The 22,932-nt window shown below is 38.5% G+C and carries 10 protein-coding genes and 1 pseudogene; 4 read left to right on the top strand and 7 right to left on the bottom strand.

All coding sequences use genetic code 11. The annotated features are described in order from the left end of the window. Positions 1–177 precede the first annotated feature (177 nt). From BC008_RS23525 to BC008_RS23515, 3 genes are all read right to left on the bottom strand, one after another. Positions 178–6,177, bottom strand: coding sequence for a type I polyketide synthase (locus BC008_RS23525; RefSeq protein ID WP_027842332.1), 6,000 nt, complete (start codon positions 6,175–6,177; stop codon positions 178–180). 114 nt (positions 6,178–6,291) lie between these two features. Beyond that, positions 6,292–7,155, bottom strand: coding sequence for a TauD/TfdA family dioxygenase (locus tag BC008_RS23520; protein ID WP_235595918.1), 864 nt, complete (start codon positions 7,153–7,155; stop codon positions 6,292–6,294). A gap of 64 nt (positions 7,156–7,219) precedes the next feature. Beyond that, the gene (locus tag BC008_RS23515; protein ID WP_027842330.1) at positions 7,220–12,601 is read right to left on the bottom strand and encodes a non-ribosomal peptide synthetase; all 5,382 of its coding nucleotides are present in this window, start codon (positions 12,599–12,601) and stop codon (positions 7,220–7,222) included. A 1,284-nt stretch (positions 12,602–13,885) separates the two neighbouring features. Here BC008_RS23515 and BC008_RS23510 point away from each other — a divergent pair. The 4 genes from BC008_RS23510 (at position 13,886) to BC008_RS23495 (ending at position 19,453) form a co-directional block, all read left to right on the top strand. Beyond that, positions 13,886–16,741, top strand: a complete 2,856-nt coding sequence (locus BC008_RS23510) for a TonB-dependent receptor (protein ID WP_027842329.1) — start codon at positions 13,886–13,888, stop codon at positions 16,739–16,741. 29 nt (positions 16,742–16,770) lie between these two features. Continuing rightward, positions 16,771–17,769, top strand: coding sequence for an iron-siderophore ABC transporter substrate-binding protein (locus BC008_RS23505; RefSeq protein WP_027842328.1), 999 nt, complete (start codon positions 16,771–16,773; stop codon positions 17,767–17,769). A 183-nt stretch (positions 17,770–17,952) separates the two neighbouring features. Continuing rightward, the gene (locus BC008_RS23500) at positions 17,953–18,666 is read left to right on the top strand and encodes an ABC transporter ATP-binding protein (protein ID WP_027842327.1); all 714 of its coding nucleotides are present in this window, start codon (positions 17,953–17,955) and stop codon (positions 18,664–18,666) included. Continuing rightward, entirely contained in the window at positions 18,656–19,453 is a 798-nt protein-coding gene (locus BC008_RS23495; protein ID WP_027842326.1) for an ABC transporter permease, read from the top strand. Before BC008_RS23500 ends, BC008_RS23495 begins: the two co-directional genes overlap by 11 nt. A 107-nt stretch (positions 19,454–19,560) precedes the next feature. Here BC008_RS23495 and BC008_RS23490 read toward each other — a convergent pair. The 4 genes and pseudogenes from BC008_RS23490 to BC008_RS23475 all read right to left on the bottom strand — a co-directional run. Beyond that, positions 19,561–19,848 (bottom strand): annotated as a pseudogene (locus tag BC008_RS23490) (ABC transporter); the annotation flags it as partial. Between the two features lie 17 nt (positions 19,849–19,865). Then, positions 19,866–20,687, bottom strand: a complete 822-nt coding sequence (locus BC008_RS23485; protein WP_027842324.1) for an ABC transporter ATP-binding protein — start codon at positions 20,685–20,687, stop codon at positions 19,866–19,868. Between the two features lie 163 nt (positions 20,688–20,850). Beyond that, a complete protein-coding gene (locus BC008_RS23480; RefSeq protein ID WP_027842323.1) occupies positions 20,851–21,897 on the bottom strand; it encodes a FecCD family ABC transporter permease in 1,047 nt (348 codons plus the stop codon). Then, a complete protein-coding gene (locus BC008_RS23475; protein WP_027842322.1) occupies positions 21,894–22,895 on the bottom strand; it encodes a FecCD family ABC transporter permease in 1,002 nt (333 codons plus the stop codon). Before BC008_RS23475 ends, BC008_RS23480 begins: the two co-directional genes overlap by 4 nt. Positions 22,896–22,932 lie beyond the last annotated feature (37 nt).

The raw sequence follows: 22,932 nt of genomic DNA, 5'->3' as shown, positions 1-22,932 counted from the left end.
ATTTAGTTTATATTACTGATACTTATTAGAGATTAAATTAGCTTGTTTTTATAAGTTTGTGCAATCGTCAATAGTAGGAAACTCTAATTCTAACTCTTGTAATGATTCAATTCTTTTTCTCATTAGCATTTTTATTTTCCCTCAGTAATAGTGTACTATTTCCAAATTCAGAATTATTTAATTTTCAGTTTTATTGATAGCTGCCATAATGTCATCAATATCATCTTGCTTCCATTGGCTAGATTCAAATTCCGCAAAGTCTGAAGGTGTATAGTTTGGTTCTGAAGAAGACTGAGCATTACTGAACAGAGAAAATAAAGCTGATAGAAAATCTTGAGCTAAACTTTCAACTGTTTCTTGACTATGTACATTTTGGCTGTAAATCCAGTCAACTTTGAGTTGATTTTGGACTATCAAGGCATTAATTTCTATGAGGTGACTGCGTTTCCCACGCAGACTACGAGATAAACCGCTAGATTTTGGCGATAATTTGAATAAAGAAGACTTAGGTACAGTTTGCTCATAGTTCCCAAGGTAAAGGAAAAGTACCTCCGCAAGTTGTTGCGATCGCAATTTTTCTGTAATTATTTCATCGTTACTAAGGTAGCGCAGAACTCCATAACCCAAACCCTGATTTGGAAAACTACGTAGTTGCTCTTTGACCTGCTTTAAGATTTCCCGAGCTTGTTCAACTTCCCCAATTTCCAACAGTACAGGAGCAATATTAGTAAACCAACCCACTGTACGGGACAAATCGACATCATCGAAAATGACATTTCTGCCATTTCCCTCTAAATCTATTAATAATGATTGTCTCTCAGTCCATTTACTCAATACTTGCGCTAAAGTTGCAATTAAAATATCTTCTAATTGGACTCGATAATTTGTAGCAATCTCTTCTTGTAATATTTGTGTTTGCTCCGCACTCAAGGTAACAGAAACAGTTTGGGCTGATGCGACTGTGTTGTCACCATCTGGATAATCTACTGGTAATGGTGATACCCAATCACGCTCAGTTGCTAACCAATAAACCTGTTCTCTTTCTAACTCTATTGACTGAGCATATTCAGTTAAACGTAAAGCCCACTGCTTGAACGAAGTTGTTTTCGGCTGTAACTTAATAACCCTTCCTTGGCTTAGTTGTTGGTATGCAGTTTCTAAATCCTCTAACAAAATCTGCCAAGAACCAACATCAATGGCTAAATGGTGAATAGCCAACAATAAACGGCTTGATTGCTCCGTACCAAAATCAAAGTAAGCAACCCGTACAATTGGACCAGCAGTAAGATTTAAACTAGCTTGCATCTCTGCAGCAGATGCATCAAATGCCTGTTCTTGCTGCTGCGGTGAGAGTCCGGATAAATCTATCTGTGCAAAAGGTACAACTTCCTCCATACTAGCATTTACTTGTTCCCAACCCGATCCTTCTTCTCGAAAACGCAAACGCAAGGCGTCATGGTGTATCAATAAATGTTGAATTATCTGCTCCAACATGAGTGGTTCGAGGGATTGTTGCATCTCTAGAACTACTGTTTGATTCCAGTGATGTGCGTCTAGTAAATTTTGCTCAAAAAACCACTGTTGAATTGGTGTTAAGGGTAGCTCTCCTTGTACTAATCCCTGTTCGCTCAAAACTGTTTGCGTTCTTGTCGCTATTTCTGCTAGCTGTCCAATAGTCGGGTATTCAAACAAATGCTGATTTGTAAACCGTAAACCTGCTTTATTAGCTCTAGCAGTAATTTGTATACTTAAAAGAGAATCGCCACCTAATTCTAAAAAGTTATCTTCAATGCCTATCTGTTCAATCCCTAAAATTTCTTGCCAGATATTAGCGATGGTTTGCTCTGTTTCATTTCTAGGAGCAACATAGTTATTCTGCAGGTATGGTCTAGAATGTAATGCTGTTGAATTAGTTTGATTGACAATTTCTGAAGGCTTAATCCACTGTTCGATTCTGGCTTGTAAATCAGTTGTAGAAACAACTATCTGATTTACTTTATTTAAAGATAAAACGTGTCGAAAGACCTCAACACCTTCTTGATTGGTCATGAAAAATTCAGTGGAAATTTCTGGTTTTGTCGCCAATTCTGTAGCCAATTGCTTAGTTAACCAGTTATCCCAGTTCACAGCCATCCAAGGTGTAGAATTAGTTTGGTTATGTTTATAAATAAAAGCATCTGCAAAAGCATGAGCGGCTGGATAAGCTGCCATACCCAATGCACCTAAAATAGATGACAAGGAAGAGATTAAAATACAGAAATCTAACTCGATTCCTTGCAATATTTTTTCTAAAATAAACAGCCCGTGTCCATTGGCTCTTAATTGTTGTTCACATTCGCTTTTGTTTATCTCTTCAATTGTTTTAAATAACTTGAGCCCAGCAGCATGAATAACCCCATTTATCTGACCAAAGCGAGCTACAGCTTGTGCGATCGCATCCTGCATTTGAGTTTCATTAGCGACGTCAGCGCTTAGAGTCAGAATTTCTGCTCCCAGTTGCTCTAAATCCTGTATTTTCCCTATTTTTCGGCTGACTCTATCTTCTTGGTCGTGAGTTATCAGCCATTGTTCCCGTTCATCTGCTTTAGGGAAAGCTGAAGCACTAACCAATATCAGTTTTGCTTTGAATGTCTGAGCCAAATACTCAGCAATTTCTAAACCGATACCCCCAAGACCACCAGTAATGAAATACACTCCCTCTTGCCGCAACCTGGACGTATCCGTAATATCATCTACACGGAGAGGTTCATAAGTTTGCACCCAGCCATGATGCCCACGGTAGGCAATTTCCGGGTGAGATGGCTTACTGTTTAATTCTGCTATAAGTTGCTCTATAAGTTGATTTTCTGCAACAGTTTCAGCTACGGGAAGGACAATATCAATGCTGCGACAGGAAATATTTGCATACTCTTGGGGAATTGTTTTACACATCCCCAAAACAGTTGCTTTTTCCGGACTTAATATCTCTAAACCTGTGACATCATATAGATTGTTGCTAACAACTAAGATATCTATAGGTTGAGTAATATTTTCCTTACTCAAAGACTGTGCTAAAAATAGCAGGCTGTAAAAACCCCTATTTTGAAAATTCTCAAAAAACTCGATTCCTGATGTTGTTTGCTCTGGTGATGTGATATTCCAAAAATGAGCGATCGCATCTGGGATTTGACCTAAAGATTGCAATTGTGCAATCAGAGCATCATAATTATCAGGACGGTTAGGGTTGATCCTATATTCACCTGCACTCAGTTTGCTAAAATCCTCTCCTGGATAGACGGTAATCACATTACTGTCATTATCTTGCAGATTTTTGGCTAGCTGTTTTCCTACTCGAGCAGTATCAGCAAATACTAGTACCTGTTTTTCTAAGTTCTGTTTTTCTAAGTTCTGTTTTTTTAACTTCACAGTTTGGGGTGCAATCGCTTGTTTCCAAACTGGTGTATAAAACCAGTCTGCGATGTTGGGCTTTTTCTGGTTCGCAGCAGGAGAATCACTAGATTTTTTTCGAGGTTCTATCCAGTAACGCTGACGTTCAAAAGGATAGGTAGGTAAGGGGACACGGTGACGTTGTTCGGCAGTATAAAAACTAGACCAATCTACAGAAACTCCTGATAGCCATAGACGACCAAGGGTAGTCAGTAAAAATGCTCGATCTGCTTTTTCTGCTTTTTCTTCCTTGGGATGTCGCAATGAAGACAGTACTATTTGCTCAGTTACTTGTTGCGAGGATTGCTGTTTGAATAAAGTAGATAAAGTTCTCCCTGGTCCGACTTCTAGTAAAATCTGCTGCGGCTGTTGTGTTAATACAGATACACCATCAGCAAACCTTACTGTTTCCCGTAAATGTCTTGCCCAGTAAGTCGCTTCCGTAGCTGCTTCTGCAGATATCCAGGTTCCAGTAAGATTTGAAATGTAAGGAATTTGCGGAGGGCTTAGGCTAATTTTTTTGACTTCATCTGTAAATGTCTGCAAAATCGGTTCCATCATTTGGGAATGGAAAGCATGGGAGGTATGCAAGCGGCGACATTTTACCTCTTGAGTAACCAAATATTCAGCCAGTTCATCTACAGCTTTGTCGGTTCCTGAAACTACACAGGAAGAAGGCGTATTTTTAGTAGCTAAAGATAAATTTTCATTTAGTAGAGGTAAAATATCAGCTTCTGGTAGAGGAATAGATAGCATACTTCCTCTTGGTAATTCCTGCATTAATTGTCCCCGAATGGCGACTAGATTTAATGCATCTTCCAAAGTCATGACACCAGCAATGCAAGCCGCCACATATTCCCCGATACTATGACCAATCATGGCTTTTGGAACAATACCCCAAGACATCCATAACTGAGCTAGGGCATACTCAATTACAAACAATGCTGGCTGGGTTAGATAAGTTTGTTTGAGTTGTTCTTGTGCGGTTTTCTCATCAGACTCACATGGGTAAATGACTGCACGCAAGTCTAAACCCAATACAGGTTTAAGCTTTAAACAGCAGTGATCCACATATTCACGAAATACTCCTTCGGTTTCATAAAGTTGTTTACCCATGTTGACATACTGACTGCCTTGTCCGGGAAACATAAAAGTAATTGGACAGTCGTATGATTCTTGATAATTAGTGAAAACCCTTTGAGGATCGGGATTTTGTAATGTACTGACGGCATCTAGTATATCCCGACACGCTAGGATGCGACGATGATTAAACTCCCTGCGTCCTATTTGCAGTGTATAAGCAACATCCGCTAGATTTAAATTAGGACGATCTATGAGGTGTTGAGCCAAATTGGAGCTAGCAGCGTTTAATGCTGTCTCAGTTTTGGCAGAAATGACCAATAATTGCCAAGGGCGAGCAGCAGTAGAATCGGATAGTGCAGGAGATTCTTCCAGAATTAGGTGGGCATTTGTTCCTCCCATCCCTAAAGAACTGATACCAGCGCGACGAGGAAATGCTTCAGTTTTCCATTCTGTCAGTTTTGTATTTACATAAAAAGGGCTATTGGCAAAATCAATCTCAGGGTTGGGTTGTTCAAAATTCAGGCTTGGTGGTATTTGTTGATGTTTTAGTGCTAAAGCTGTCTTAATTAGCCCTGTAACTCCAGCCGCAGCATCAAGATGACCGATATTTGTCTTTACAGAACCAATGGCACAGAAGTCTTTTTTCTGGGTACTGCTACGAAAAACTTTAGTTAAAGCGGCTATTTCAATGGGATCGCCCAAAGTTGTACCGGTACCATGAGCCTCAATATAGCCGATACTTTCAGGTTCAACCCCTGATAACATGATTGCTTCTGCGATCGCTTCTGCTTGTCCATCAACGCTAGGGGCTGTATAACCAACTTTGAGCGAACCATCGTTGTTAATTGCCCAACCTCTAATTACTGCATAGATGCTATCTCCATCAGCGATCGCATCCTCCAGGCGCTTAAGTAGAACAACTCCCACACCATTACCAACAGTTGTTCCTTGTGCTTTGGCATCAAAAGCACGACAATGACCATCAGGAGATAAAGTTCCTCCTGGTTGGTACAAATAGCCTGTTTTGTGAGGAACTCGAACTGAAACTCCTCCAGCCAAAGCCATATCAGATTGATAATTAATTAAACTTTGACAAGCAAGGGTAATTGCGACTAATGAGGTAGAACAAGCCGTTTGAACAGTAATACTTGGTCCGGTTAAATTTAATTTGTAAGAAACACGGGTAGTCAGAAAATCTTTATCATTACCAATTAATTTTTGATAGCACTGTGCAGAGCCAACTTGGTCATTATTTAAATCAACAGATAAATAGTTGCTCAAACTAGCACCAGCATAAACTCCTATGCGATTTTCACATCTATTGGAGTCATAACCAGCATTTTCTAAGGCTTCCCAAGCACATTCTAAAAATAGGCGATGCTGTGGATCTGTGATTTCTGCTTCTTTAGGATTAAAGTCAAAAAATCCAGCATCAAATAAATCTATATCTTCTAAAACACCACTTGCTTTTACATGGTTACTATCATCTAAAGAATTAGGAGCAACACCTGCTGATAATAATTCTTCATCTGTAAGCTGAGAAATTGATTCTATTCCTGCTTGTAAATTGTGCCAAAATTCCTCAACATTATTAGCCCCAGGGAAGCGTCCTGACACACCAATAATGGCTATTCTTTCCATTGATACTTCAGATTCTATACTACCCATTCTCTTTCGCTTGTTCTCTCACTTGGGTTGGATTAAAATCAAATTTTTTAAGTATATTTCTGTGTAAAAAAAAGCATAATTTTTTATTTGTCCCACACGGAGTAGCCATTGCGTTTATTTAAGATAACTAAGTAAAGAATAAATCCGTCGTTTTCTATCGCTAAAGGAGCGACGACCATGCAAAAATCTAGAATTATCAATCATGACTAAATCTCCTGGTTTCCAGGAAATTACTTCTATACAATTATTCATTACTTGGTTGATTTGATCGATCAATGTTGACGGAATAGGTGAAGCATCTTCAAAAGTGACAATTCCTCTAGGATTTTTGTACTCGGCAATCAAACTGTTAGCAAATGCATCTTGATGACCATATTTCGTCTTAACTACAGCCGAACAAATGTATTCGATTGAAACAGATTGGTCTTCATTAATTTTGTAATTTAATCCAGGAATATTATTGAGCATACGCTTGACATCAGTTAAAGTAGCACCTGATCCTAGAAAACGCTTCCAATCAGCAGCAGGAAATTTTTGTAAAAATCTGATTTTTTTAGCAATAAATAACTCTTGCAATTCCTGACTCAATTCTTTCCATACTCGCACTCCATCCCAAAATAAAGTTTCACCACTTCGTTCTGCTGGTACAGCACAGCAGAACCAGATTACATCGGGACGAAACGGAGAGTTAGCATTCTCGCAATGAGGACTAACATAATGCATCCCAGGATCTACTAAAGTAATGAATTTATTGCGCGGATCGACTATGGGTCTATCTTTATCTAAGACAAATCTTGAACTAAACTTTTCGGCAAAGGTTTTCATCTGTTCATAGTCAATACCAAAATCTCGAAATAGTAAAACACCAGATACTTTAAAATCATCTAAAGTCTCTTCAACAGGCAGTTGTAAAATTGATTGAGAAGTCTTGTTGTGAATTAGTTTGGCGCTGCTGGTTGACAAAGGAGCGATTTCCATGATTTCAGTCTGAATTTATTGTTGAATTTAAACAATTACTCTTATATTGTTAGCTATTTAGATGTTAGCTATTTAGATTTTTACCTCGCTTCATTAAACTTTTTTGCCGCCGCTCGACAGCTTTTAGTTGCTTTTGAACGCGTTTATTTATAGATTCAAAAGAAGATGATTCTCCTGTTTTTTGACTTAAATATTCCCCTAATGAGTAAATAGTAGGATTTTGAAACATCGTTACTACTGATATATCTCGCTGCAAAATTGTACGCAGTTTATTATTTACTTGAAGCATCAGTAACGAATTTCCACCTAAATCAAAAAAGTTATCATTAATACCTACTTTATCTAGATGCAGCACCTCTTGCCAAAGTTTGGAAATCTGCTGTTCTATTTCGGACTCGGGTGGCTTAAAAGTTGTTGTTAAGTCTGGACGCAGATTTTCAGGTACGGGTAAAGCACGACGGTCTACTTTGCCATTGGGAGTCAAAGGTAAAATATCTAACATAACAAAGTCAGAAGGAAGCATATATTCGGGTAGCTTTTCTTTGAGAAATCCTCGTAGTTCATTGACAGAAGGCTTACTATTCTCGTGAGTAACTAGATATGCAACTAGGTGACAATCATTCGGTATATCTTCCCTAGCTACTACTACCGTTTCTCGTACCTGCGGATGTTGCTCTAATAAAGCTTCAATTTCCCCTAGTTCGATGCGATTTCCACGAATTTTGACTTGATAATCTATTCTACCTAAAAATTCAATATTTCCATCTTCGCGGTAGCGCGCTAGATCTCCTGTTTTGTAAAGGCGTGAGTTTAAATTAAGATTTTTATTTGGAATATTCTTATTTAATTGTAAATCATTAAATGGATTAGGAATAAACTTTTGTTCAGTTAATTCTGGTCTATTCAAATAACCTCGTGCTAACCCCACTCCACCGATATGTAACTCGCTGGGAACTCCTATAGGAACAAGCTGTAAATGTTTATCTAAAATAAATATCTGTGTATTAGCAATTGGACGACCAATATGAACAATTTTTTCATTTCGATCGCAACGCCACGCTGTCACATCAATAGACGCTTCTGTTGGTCCATAAAGGTTATGTAATTGAGCATCAAAACTCTTGAAAAATCTTTGTTGTAATTCAAAAGATAAAGCTTCACCACTACAAATTACACGCTTGATACTTTTACAGTTCTGATGCTCTCGTTCCTCTAGAAAAACTTGCAGCATAGAAGGAACAAAGTGAAGTGTAGTTATTTCTTGTTGTGATATAAGCTCTGCTAGATACCGCGTATCTCGATGACCACCTGGTTTCGCTACAACTAAAACTGCACCCGTCAATAATGGCCAGAAAAATTCCCATACCGATACATCAAAACTAAAAGGAGTCTTTTGTAAAACTCGGTCTGATGATGTTAATTGATAAGCATCTTGCATCCACAGTAAACGATTACATGCACCCTGATGAGTATTCATTACTCCCTTGGGTTTTCCCGTAGAACCAGATGTATAAATGACATAGGCTAAATGTTGTGGCTTTACATAGCTGACTGGATTTTGGGAATTGTAATTTGTATATATCGAACCTTCTGTATCTATACATACTAACTGTGCTTGATGTGGTGGTAGTTTATTCTCCAAATGTGATTGAGTTAACAATATTGATATTTGAGCATCTTTCAGTATAAAAGCTAGTCGCTCTTTGGGATATGCTGGGTCTAGAGGTAAATATGCCCCACCAGCTTTCAGAATAGCTACTAGAGTTACCACCATTTCCACAGAGCGTTCCATGCAAATACCAACAACTGTGTCTGATTTCACACCTTGTTGCTGCAAATAATGGGCTAACTGATTTGCTCTCTTATTTAAATCCTGATAGGTTAATTGCTGGTCTTCAAAGACTACTGCAACAGCATCTGGTGTTTTCTCTACCTGTGTCTCAAACAGTTGATGAATACACTTGTCGTCAGGATAGTCTGTTTTAGTATCATTCCACTCAACTAATAACTGCTGAACTTCAGGTGGTGTTAATAGTTGCAATTCTGAAATACATTGTTGGGGTTCGCTAATGATGCTTGACAATAAAGTCTGGAAATGTTCCAGCATCCGGGTAATAGTACTTGCACTAAATAAATCCGTGTTGTACTCGCAAGTTGCAACCAACCCTTGCTCCGAGTCCTCCATAAACAATGTCAAATCAAACTTCGATGTACCGTTATAACCTTCCTCATAGCTAACTGATAAATCAGATAAACTTAAATCTGGTACTGGAACATTTTGGAGAACGAACATCACCTGAAATAGTGGATTATAGCTCAAGTCTCTATTTGGCTGTAGTTCTTCTACCAACTTCTCAAAGGGTAAGTCTTGATGAACATAAGCTTCTAAAGCTGTTGATTTCACCCGCGCTAACAACTCTTGAAAACTAAGTTTGCCAGATAAGTCTGTGCGCAATACTAAAACATTTACAAAAAATCCGATCAACTGCTCAATTTCTGCTCTGTTACGATTAGCGATCGGCGAGCCTACAATAATATCAGTCTGATTTGTATAGCGATGCAGCAAGATTTTGAAAGCTGTAAGCAAGGTCATAAACAGAGTTACTCCCTGCTGACGGCTCAAATTCTTTAGTTCTGTTCTCAGAATTTGAGGAAGCACTAATTTCGCTTGAGCGCCGTTAAAAGTTTGAACTGACGATCGCGGACGGTCAGTTGGTAAATTCAGTACGGGAAGTTCGCCCTGTAATTTTTGTTTCCAATAGCTTAATAATGGTTGAGTACATTCGGAATTCATCCATTTTCGTTGCCAATTGAGAAAATCTCTGTATTGGATGGGTGATTTCGGAAGTTGGGGAAGTTGGCCTTTAGAATATTTTTCATATAGCTCAACTAGTTCTTGGATAAAAATCCCAATAGACCAACCATCTGCAATTATATGATGCAGGACAGTTATTAAATGATAATTTTTATCGCTTATTTGTAAACATTTTGTACGAATTAACGATTTAGAAGATAAGTCAAAAGGCTGCTGTGCTAACTCTGTAGTTAAATGTTGTGCTGCGCTAGTGCGTTCGTTTTCTGGTAATGAACGTAAATCTTCAACCGTCAAAGTTAAGGATATAGCTTGATTGATAACTTGGACGGGTTGTCCATCAATCACTGTAAAGCTTGTCCTTAATACTTCGTGTCGTTTAACAATTCGGTTCAGACACTTTTGTAAGATTTCTTGGTTAAGGTCGCCTTTTAAGTTAATAACTATAGGAATATTATATGTAGAGGTATCGGGATTTAACTGATGTATAAACCATAATCCCTTTTGGGAAAAAGATAGAGGATAATTAGATGTATTTTTTTCTGTTTGGATAAGAGATAGGGATCGTAGTCCATCTGTTGTTATCTGAGCAAGTATTTTAGTAACGAGCGATCGCGTACTTATTCCTTCAAAGAAGTCTGCTACAGATACTTCTACCTCCAAGTCGACCTCAACTCTGTTTTTCAATTCAAATACCTTTAGAGAATCAAGTCCGAGGGCGCTTAATGGCTCTTCCGGATTGATATCATCCGGTGCGATCCCCAAAACCCTGGCTTCCTGTTCCATCAGATATGTTTCTAAAAATGCTTGACATTCCCTCGGAGAAAGTGCCAAAAGTTGAGAACGCTGTAATCGAGTTTCCTCGATCGCAATATCGCTAATTTTGAGAATGTTGCTTGCGACCACATTTAGTTCGCCTTTCTCAAATCGAGCGCGAGTTGCGCGTCTTTGAATTTTACCACTGGAAGTTTTGGAGATACTACCTGGTTTAATTAGGACAACTGCATAGACTTGTACCTCATGCTCTTCACTAATTGCTTGACGAATTGCATTTCCTACTTCTTCTAAATTAGGTTTGGCGCGAAACTCTAATTCTTGTACAACTACCAGTCGTTCTTCGTCGCTAACTAAAACTGTAAATGCTGCACTCGCACCGGAACGTAAAGAAGGATGGCTGCATTCTGCAGTTAATTCGATATCCTGTGGGTAAAGATTGCGACCACGAATAATAATTAAATCTTTAGCTCTACCTGTAATGAACAACTCCTCATCCTGCAAAAAACCTAAATCACCCGTCCGCAGGAATGGTCCTTCTCCGGTATCAGATAGATAAGCGTGAAATGTCTCCTCTGTCTCCTCTTCACGATTCCAATAGCCTTGACCAACACTCGGTCCTAATACCCAAATTTCTCCAATTTCCCCTGGTTGAGAATTTTTGAGTGTTCCCGGATTAGCAATTACTACTTTCTGTTCTGGTATTATTCGACCACAACTGACAAAATTATATACATCCTCATCTTCCACAGATGATTCAACAATTCGATTAGATTCTAATGCTGATTTTTGGATTTTTTTGACAATTGGTGATGTAGCTTTTTGCACTCCGGAAACCATCAGAGTTGTTTCAGCCATTCCGTAACAAGGGTAAAAAGCTTCTTTACGGAAGCCACATTCTGCAAAAGCCTCTGCGAAGCGTTCTAAGGTATCATTACGAATCGGTTCAGCTCCATTAAATGCTACACTCCAACTACTCAAGTCAAGAGTTGATTTTTGTTCTGAAGTAATTTTTTGCACACACAAGTCATAGGCAAAATTCGGACCGCCACTAGTTGTTCCTTTATATTGGGAAATAGCCTTTAACCAACGATAAGGACGTTGAAGAAATAACGTTGGAGGCATAATAATGCAAGGGAACCCCCCATACAAAGGCTGTAATATACCACCAATTAAACCCATATCATGGTACATTGGCAGCCACGTGACAAACTTACTTTCTGCTGAATGCTCCATGAATTGGTAAGTTGTCTGAGCATTGTGTAGTAGGTTCTCATGACTAATCATCACACCCTTGGGTGTCCCCGTTGAACCAGAGGTATATTGCAGAAAAGCTAAAGTATCTTTATTAATAGAAGGTTCCTTCCAAGAATCTTCTACTCCTTGTGCAAGATTATCGGTAGTCAACCACTGCAAAGATTTTAAGTCAGTCTTTTCTATCATCAAAGACTGCACCTTAGATAGAATTTCTGTTGTTGTCAGAGCGATTGCTGCTTGTGAATCTCTTGAAATCGCTTTGATTCTCGGTGTATTGCGTTGATTTCGTGGAGGATATGCAGTTACAGCCACAACTCCCGCGTATAAGCAGCCGAAAAAAGCAATTAAGAAATCTAACCCTGCAGGATAAAGTAGTAAAGCTCGTTCTCCAGTTAAACCCAATGCTTGCAACTGAGCAGCAATTCGACGCGATCGCCGATCTAATTCCCCATAGGTCAATCTCTCTTGCTCTGTTTCTCCATCTAGCAAGAACGTGAAAGCATCTCTATTTTCTTGGGTAAAGCTTCTGAAACGTAGGAGATCGACAACTGTAGAGTAACTGCGATTATCGCTTGCAAGGAAATGATGAGAATATTGATTCATTTTGATTTTAGACCGCTAAATGCACAATAAGACCTTACTTACTTCCCTCTTCACTCTGACAGGAAAATATTTTAGTTTGAATATCTATTTTCTTTTAAGAATTTTTTTACTTCTTGACAAGGGACCAATTACCCCTTAGAAGTAGTTTTGTCAGTTTAGGGGAATTCAACTAATTTACGTTATTTCAGTTAAAGAAAAATTCCGGTTTTGACCGACTACGACAGAAAAAAGCCAGGTGCAAATACAAATCATGAAGTTTCTTATTTTTAGAAGATATTTAAAATCCCAAAACTTTGGAGACTATAATTAAACCCACACCCGATATTTATGTCACAAAGAAACCAAAACATTAATTTGAATAATCATTATTTGGTCCAAGTGCACAGATAGCAAGAAATATCGCTGAAATGATGAAAACACACATCACAAGTACGTATTTTCACTAAAACTATAATGCGGTGGAATACTTTCATCATAAACATCTCCCATGACTACTATTTCTCACCTAAAAAAATTAACTAACCTTAAAATCCGGGGTCTCTTATTCAAGCAAAAAAGGGTTAGTAATCGAGTTGAACAAAAATATTTGCCTTCTCAACCGTGGCACTCAATGATTGACTATTTATTTACTCAAATACAAGAACCTGAATACCAAGACTATAAACTAGACTTTAGAGTATATTGTTGACTATATAAAAGCTTAACTATAATTAGTTACTTTAGCAACAAAAAACTATTGCGACTAATTATCAAATGAATAAAGTTTATCAGACTTCTCTATTGTAAAAATACTTATATCTTTTGGAAGATTACAAAATATACGCCAGTAGAAATTTAGTTCAGTGAGGATATAGCTGCACTGGTTGTAAGATATGAGACAATGTAAATTTTTACGAAAATACTTACAAAAATCTCAATTTTGTGAATTATATTCCCCAAAAACGATTTTACTGATGTGAGGTATGGTGTTTTATCTTCAAATAGCAGCATTTGGCTCGTATTTTCCACAAAATCAAAAAAAAGATGTATCAAAAATTGTTAATAGGATTACTTGCAAATAGAATTGCTGTAGTAGTATGTTGTTAGTGCTAAAAATTAGCATTAATTAACCTTTAAGTAGATTAAGCGCTCAAAGCCTTGTAATTTAATTGATAATTCATTGGAATTATCAACTAAATTTTAATGGCATTGGAAAGGTTTTTAATTTACGTGAGGTGTAATTATTATTTTGTTTTCTTGGGCAACACCAAGGCTGAATGATTTTTCATAGTCTTAAAAATATAAATGAAGTTAAATAAATTCTTTCAAAGTTTGCTGCTGACAAGCACAATTGTTTATTTTATCAGCACTCCTGCTAAATCAGAGGAAATAGGAAAAGATGGAATCAATAAAACATCTACTCAAAGGCTAGGAAAGTCTAGATTTGGCAGTAAAGTTAGAGATAGAAATAGTGAATATCCAGTATTAACTTCCAATTATCGAAAGCCTCAAAAGAGACAGACAACAACAACATACTTGCAGCGTCACACGAGGTTGGGTCGAACAGATAAAAATGTTCTTCAATTGAGCGAAATCGAACTTCCTGCAACTAGCGCTCGAATGCTAGCCCAAACATCAACACCAAGCAATCCCAATCCTTCAAATTCAGAAACTCCTTCCCAGCTTGATAAAAAGAACAAAGTTGTTCCAATTACAGGAGTAAAAGCAAAACCTACTGACAAAGGTGTTGAGGTAATATTACAAACGACTCAAGGAAAGCAATTACAAGCAATAAATCGTAGCAGTGGTAATCAATTTATTGCCGATATTCCCAATGCCCAACTACGTCTACCGTCAGGAGATGCATTCAAATTTTCTTCGGAAAAGCCAAGGGAAGGGATTACTGAAATAACAGTGATAAATTTGGATGCGAATACTGTCAGGATAACAGCTACAGGTGAGACAGCATTACCGAAAGTAGAGTTTTTTGATAGTAATCAAGGCTTGATTTTTGGGTTAGTACCAGCTGCTTCTACAGCGCAAAGACCAGACTCCAAACCCCAGAGCGAGCAAACTCAACCCCAAGGAGAAAAGCCTGCAAGTGAAACTCCTTCCAAGAAACCAGCGCAGCAGGATGAGCCGATTGAGTTGGTGGTGACTGGTGAGCTAGATGAAGGCTACAATCCGGAGAATGCAACTGTAGGAACGAGAACCGATACCCCCATACGTGATGTTCCTCAATCGATTCAGGTAGTACCTCGGGAGGTAATTGAAGATCAAGGTGCAACGAATGTTACCGAAGCGCTAAGAAATGTTCCTGGTGTTGTGCCTGGCGGTGCTTCGAATCTATCAGTGTTTGATGCTCCCGTGATTCGAGGCTTCGGAGGATTTTCGGGTATAAACGATTTATTCCGTAGAAATGGTTTAAGAGATCCACTTGGAACATCTGTTTCTGGTGAAACTGCGAATGTCGAGCGAATAGAAGTGCTTAGAGGACCTGCTTCTGTGCTATTCGGACAAGGATCCCTCGGTGGTATAGTTAATATTGTCACCAAGCAACCGCTCAGCGAACCTTTTTATAAACTAGAAGGTTCAGTTGGTAGTTATAACTTATATCGAGGAAGTTTCGATTTTTCCGGACCATTAGATGAAAATGGCAATTTTAGATATCGCTTGAATACAGCAGCAGAGACAGGAGAAAGCTTTGTTGATTTTTACGACCGACAGCGTTTTCAGGTTTCGCCGGTTTTAGCCTGGCGAATTGGAGAAAATACTGACCTGACTTTAGAAGCTGAATATTCAAAGCTTGATAATCCCAACTACTTTGGTTTACCTGCTGTAGGAACTGTTTTAGATAATCCCAATGGGGATATTTCACGCAGCGTTTATGTTGGAGGTCGAGCAGATGAAGGAAAAGAGATTGACCTTTTTCGGATTGGCTACAATCTAGAACACCGGTTCAGCGAAGATTGGCGCATTCGGAATGCGTTTAGTGCTGGATTTCGACGTTCTTCAGAGTTTAATGTATTTGCGCGTAGTTTAGAATCAGATAACCGTACTTTACGAAGAAGTTATTTTGATGCGAGAGACGGTTCTGATATTAATGCTTATACGCTAGATACCTATACTGTTGGTAATTTCAACACGGGTAGTATCAAACATAAGCTTGTCACAGGGGTGGAATTATATCGACAAGAAACAACTACAGAAAATGGAGCTTTTGGATTTGCTAGTTCCATCGATTTATTTGACCCAGATTATAGTAATACGACCTTTGAGGAGCCAACTGCTAGATTTGACGATAAGGAAACACAAGATGGATTGGGAATTTACATTCAAGACCAAATTAGTTTTTCGGATAATTTGATCCTGGTTTTAGGTGGACGTTTTGATATTGTAAATGTAAAAAATGAGGACTTCATTAATTCCACAACAGACTTTCAACAAGATGAAGCCTTTAGTCCTCGCGTCGGTATCGTCTACAAACCAATTCCTAATATATCTCTCTACGGTAGCTACAGCCGTTCCTTCCAACAAGAAACCGGTAGAGCATTTGATAACAGCTTATTTAAACCACAACGTGGTACTCAATACGAAATTGGAGTGAAAGCTGATTTTAACGACCGGCTTTCCGCAACCCTTGCTCTTTACGACTTAACCCGTTCTAATGTTCTAACAGAAGACCCAGATAATCCCGGTTTTGATATCCAAACTGGCGAGCAAAATAGTCGTGGTGTCGAACTAAATCTAGCGGGTGAAATTTCACCGGGGTGGAAAATTACTGCTGGTTATGCTTACAATGATGCTCGAATTACTGAAGATAATTCCTTCGATGAAGGCAACCGCTTGAATAATGCTCCAGAAAATGCTTTTAGCCTGTGGACAACTTACCAAATTCAAGAGGGTTCTATGCAGGGTTTGGGTTTTGGTCTAGGATTATTTTACGTTGGCGAACGTCAGGGAGATTTAGCAAATACCTTCACTGTGCCTAGTTATCTTCGTACCGATGCTGCACTCTTCTATGAACGAAATAAATTCCGAGCCGCAGTCAACGTCCGAAACTTATTCGATATCGACTATTTTGAAACTGCTCAAAATGTTTTACGTGTTTATCCCGGTCAGCCGTTAACTGTGGTAGGTTCAGTTTCCTGGAAATTTTAACATCTCATGTTAGAAGATGGTAATGTCACATGAAAAACCGACTGTATCGTTATCTTAAGCTATTTCTAATATTATCCCTCCCCTTCTTATTAATTACAGCTTTCTACAGTCAGGTTACTCAAAAAGTGGATACTCCAAACACACAGTTAGCAATTTCTGATTGTCGGGTGGTTGTCTCTCAGCTTGGAAAAACCTGTGTTCCGCTTCAGCCCGAACGTATTATTGTAACGGACGAAGTTGCTTTAGATGCAGTATTAGGTTTGGGATTGAAACCCGTCGCAACAGCAGAAGCAAATCTTGTAAGTAACGAAGGAGCACACTTAACAGGGAAGTTAGAAGGTGTAACTTCTTTAGGAAAACGTTCCCAGACCAATGTAGAAAGGATGGTAAAATTACATCCAGATTTGATTGTGGGTTTTTTTATGAACTCGCAAAATTACGGATTATTTCCTCAAATAGCTCCCACCATAAAACTTGACGTTAAATATGTAAAAGGTACTTGGAAAGATTCTTTGCTAGAAATAGCTGAAGTGCTAGGTAGAACCAAAGAAGCTGAAAATGCGATCGCCAATTATCAACAACGGATAATAAAACTCCGAAAAGCGATAGAGCACAAATTTGGAAAAATAGAGGTTTCTGTTACCCGCTTCTATGGTGGGAGAAAAAACTTACCACAGTTTGACACAGTTTTCTCTTTTTCTGGAGGTATTCTACAGGAACTAGGGCTTTCAGTCCCACCGGAGCAAATTGAACTTACAACAGATCCAGATACATTTTCAGTACCTGTCAGTTTAGAGCGTATAGATTTACTGGATGCTGATGTTTTGTTCGTAATGCTCGATCCAGGTGCTGAAGAAAATTTTAAGCGGTATCAAGAAAGTCCATTGTGGCAGAAATTAAATGTAGTCCAAAATAAAAGGGTATATACAGTTGATTCAAGTTACTGGTGGTTGGGCAATATTTTAGCAGCGAATGCTATTTTGGATGACCTTAACAAATATCTAATCAACACTCCTGACCAAAATTAATCTAATTCAAGTTCTCACCACCGGTTCAGATCGCAGTGAAGAATTCCAACTTTTAATCAATAAGCAGTGATTGTGAACAACGCGGTTTTGTGAGGTTAACCCAAATGTTTAGATTATTAAAGATAAAAACTGGCAATTAACTGGTAATTTTAAATTATCTGCTTGCTAAAATCTTGTTTAGCAATGAAAAATCGATTAACTATAAAAAACCAGGCTACTGAACCATTCCTGTCTCCTCAAGCACCTATCCTTTCTGTAAAAGGTTTGGGTAGAAAGGTTGACCAGTACTGGATTTGGTGTAACTTAAATTTTGAATTATTCTCAGGAGAAAAAGTTGCTGTATTAGGTGCTTCGGGTTCGGGTAAAAGTCTACTTTTAAGAGCTTTAGCTGGTCTGGACCAAACACAAGCAGGACGAATTATTTTTCGGGGAAAAAGCATTGATGCTTGGTATATACCAACTTGGCGATCGCAAATTATCTATCTCCATCAACGTCCGGCGTTATGGGAAGGAACTGTGGAGTCAAACCTAAAGCAAGTTTATCGCCTCAAAACTAACCATCATCTAGTTTATAACCGTGCTTCAATTCTGGATTACTTACGACTTCTGCGTAAAGATGGTGATTTTTTACAGCGTCCAATAAGTGCTATTTCTGGAGGTGAAGCGCAAATAGTAGCTTTTTTACGAGCATTGCAGCTTGCGCCCAAAATACTATTACTTGATGAACCTACCGCCTCTTTGGATGCCCAAACAACTAGTAGTTTAGAGGCATTAGTAACAGCTTGGCAAGCTAAAGACCCACAACGGGCTTATCTTTGGACGAGTCACGACCCAAGTCAGTTAAGGCGGATTACCAATCGTCAAATTAGTTTGCGGGAAAAAATTGATGGAAACTAACTATATTTCTATTAGTTATCCTCAACTCGCCTTAGGGACTCTATTTATAATTATCAATGTTTGTCTTTCTTTGACCTTGCGGTTAGGACTAACAAAAAGTTTGGTAATAGCATCGCTGCGAATGATAGTACAACTATTGCTGGTAGGTTACGCATTACAGTGGGTTTTTACTCTGCGTAACCCATTATTAGTATTACTTGTAGCCGTTGCTATGACTACCGTTGCTGCTTTATCAAGTGTCAATCGTACCCGTAGGCGATTTTCAAGTATTTATTGGAATAACTTTGTGTGTCTATTAAGTGCTTCATTTTTAGTTACGGGATTAACTGTAAATGGGATTATTCGTATCGATCCTTGGTACGATCCCCAATATTTAATTCCTTTGTTAGGTATGGTTTTAGGTAACGCGCTCACGGGTACATCTCTAGCCCTAGATAAGTTTATGGAAGACTTGATTAGTAAGCGGGAGCAAATCGAAGCATTACTAACATTAGGGGCTACTCGCTGGGAAGCAACACATGAAACATTAACAGAAGCCTTGCGAACGGGTATGATTCCGATTATTAATTCAATGATGGTGATGGGGTTAGTTAGTCTACCAGGAATGATGACTGGTCAAATATTGGCTGGTGCTAGTCCCACTGATGCTGTACGCTACCAAATAATAATTATTTTTACCCAAGCTTCAGGGACGACCTTGGCGACAATTGGAGTGTTGACTTTAGCATTTTTTGCGGTGTTTAACCGACGTCATCAGTTAAGTGGGAATTTAATTCGGAATTCTTAAAAAGTTAAAAAAATGCTACGTTTCTGCAGGTGGATTCATATTTTACTCCCTTCCGGCTTAGAGCAAGAAGGGAGTAATTCAGCAAAGCCTAGATAATTGATAATTTATTATCCTAGTTTCACCCCCGACTGCACTCTCCATAAATTTGCATAAATCCCATTCTTCTCCAATAACTCCTCGTGTCTCCCTGCTTCCACCAATTGTCCGCGTTCCATCACATATATACAATCGGCATTACGAATGGTAGAAAGACGATGAGCTATAGCTATTGTTGTGCGATTTTGGATAATCGTTATCAAAGATTTCTGAATAGCAGCTTCGGTTTCATTATCTACCGCAGATGTTGCTTCATCTAATATCAAAATCGGTGGATCTTTAAGAATTGCACGGGGCAAATTATAATAATTATTAATTACAAATTAAGAATTCTCCCCTTCCTTCCTATTGGTACGCACATCGGAGTACTCGAAACTGGGTCGGAAATAATCTGACATTCCAAACCAAATACATCTAAAACCATTTTTTCATTCATCACCTCTTTAGGATGACCTTGAATATAAACACTTCCCTGATTTACCGCGACTAAATAATCTGCATAACGACAAGCTTGGTTTAGATCGTGTAAAACCATCACTAAAGTTCTTCCTTGGGTTTGATTTAATTCCCACAGCAAGTCTAAAACCTCTATTTGATGAGCTAAGTCCAAGAATGTTGTTGGTTCATCTAATAACAGGATATCAGTATCTTGAGCTAACGCCATTGCAATCCAAGCCCGTTGTCGCTGTCCTCCAGAAAGAGTGTCTAGATCTCTTTGTGCTAGCTCTTTCATTTTTGTAGTTTCCAGTGCTATTTCAACAAAACGTTCATCTTCCTTAGTCCATTGCTGCAGCCAATTTTGATAAGGATAACGTCCACAAACTACTAAATCCCTTACCGTTAAGCCTTCAGGTGCAACTGGTGACTGAGAAAGAATTCCTAATTTTTTGGCAACAGCTTTTGTGGATAATTTAAATACATCAGTAGAATCTAAATAAATAGTTCCGCTATAAGGTTTAAGTAACCTTGCTAAACCTCGCAATAATGTTGATTTACCACAGCCGTTTGCACCAACCAAAGCGGTAATTTTCCCTTGAGGTATGGTCAAATCAACATCTTTAATGATTTTAGTGTTATCGTAACCTAATGTTAGGTTTTGGGTTGATAGTTGATAGTGGCTTTGAGTTTCTAATTTCATCTATTGAAATCTTGACATTGAACATGGGATATTGAGCGAGCTAGTAAAAGTGTAATTGTATGCAAGTGCTGTAGATTGGATTTTTTAATTGTAGGAACAGGGAATAGGGAACAGAAAAAAATATTAAATGTACTTATAGATTTTTTGAATTAACTTGCTTCTCCTATTTTCTCCGACTTCTGACTAATAAATAAACAAAATAAGGCGCACCAATTACAGCAGTGATGATTCCACAAGGAATTTCTATCGGAGCAAATAAAATCCTTCCTAAAAAATCAGATATTACTACAATCATTGCTCCCGTCATCGCAGCGACTGGAATCAATCCTTCATGGATATTACCTACTAATTGACGTGCAATATGAGGCGCAATTAATCCAACAAAACCTACTGTTCCTGCTGTTGCGACTGCTGCTCCTGATAAAGCCGCACTAATTAATAATAAAAAACTACGCTGCCATTCAACTTTACTACCCAAGCCTTTAGCTATTTCTTCTCCTAAATTTAAAGCATTTAATTGGGGTGTATTTGCTAAAGCTAAAGGTATAAAAACCATTAGCCAAGGTAGTAAAGATAAAAGCTGTTCCCAACTACGCCCGTAAACGCTACCCGCTAACCACACTAAAGCCTGACTAACATTATAAATATCCCCAAATGTCACCATTAAATTAGTAAAAGCACCAGCTACTGCCGCAATTCCGATACCAATTAAAATCAGGCGTACTGGATGAGTACCTTTATCCCAAGCAAGGAAATAGATTAACAGTGAAGCCATCAGAGCACCGCCAAAGGCAGCTAAAGGTAATATATAGACAGGTAAACTCGGTAACAGTACAATTAAACTCACTGCCGCCAAACTTGCACCTGCATTGATACCAATAATTCCTGGATCGGCAAGAGGATTACGAGTTATACTCTGCATTATAGTACCGGAAATCGCTAAAGCCATACCCACAAGACAAGCGGTAAGGGTTCTAGGCAAGCGTAAGGTATTTATTACAAAAACATAATCTGGATTTCCCGTATCTATTCCCAATATAGTTTGAACTACAGCAAGGGGTGGAATAGGATATTCCCCAAAGGAAAGATTCATTACCATTGCTGTTAGAGTAATTACAAATAAAATTAGTAAAACAATGGGAACTCGCTTTTTGAGCCTGAAGGAAATCGGAAATATTTTAGAACGGAAAATTATTGCATCTGTCTTCATTTCTTTACCTTTGTTTTAGCTAAATAAATGAAGAATGGCGCACCAACTAAAGCTGTCATAATACCTACGGGAATTTCTTGCGGTTGAATAACTAATCTGGCAGCAATATCGGATACTAAAAGTAATATGGCACCAAAGACAGCGCTATAAGGCAAAATCCAACGGTAATCTACCCCAACCAAAAATCGGACAATGTGAGGGACAACTAAACCGATAAATCCAATTGCACCCGCAACCGCGATCGCGCTACCGCTTAAAAGTAAAATACACACAGCAGCAACAATCTTCACCCAAGCAGTTTGTTGTCCTAAGCCTTTAGCGACATCTTCCCCTAAACTCAAAATTGTAATTTGTCGGGAAATGATTAATGTTAATATCATTCCCAGGCAAACGTAGGGTAGAATCTGTAAAATAAGGCTTCTATCTGCACCGGCTAAAGAACCTGCTAGCCAAAAACGAATTTCATCAAGAGTACGCTGACTAATAATTAATACCCCCGTGGTGAGGGAAGTGAGGAAAGCGCTAATAGCTGCACCAGCAATCGTTAGGTTAAGTGGAGTAATACCACTGCGACCTAAAGAAGCAAGAAAATACACGATAGTAGCAGTGATTCCCGCACCAGCGAAAGCACACCAAACATAAAAATTTGGTGATGATGAACCAAATAGAAAAATAGCCGTTACTACCGCAAACACCGCACCTGCATTGACTCCCAGTATCCCGGGATCGGCTAATGGGTTGCGAGTTATACCTTGCATAATTGCACCCGCAGTAGATATCGCTGCACCAACTATAATTGCCAGTAGCGATCGCGGTAATCTAACAGTACGAATAATTAGATGTTCCCTCGAACCATCAAAAGATACTAGCGATTCATAAATATTTTGCCAAGAAATATCAGCAGCGCCGTAAGAAACGCTTATAAAAAGACAAGCCAGCAGTACAAAAAATCCCAAAATTAAGCCAATTAGAGGTTGAGGGCGTGGTAATACTGACATATGAGCTTGTCTGGAAATTAATTTATTCACTTTTGTT

This window comes from Mastigocoleus testarum BC008 (assembly GCF_001456025.1).
Classification (GTDB): domain Bacteria; phylum Cyanobacteriota; class Cyanobacteriia; order Cyanobacteriales; family Nostocaceae; genus Mastigocoleus; species Mastigocoleus testarum.
The sequence above is the reverse complement of the archived record's forward strand: the minus strand, read 5'-3'. Positions and strand labels throughout refer to the sequence as shown.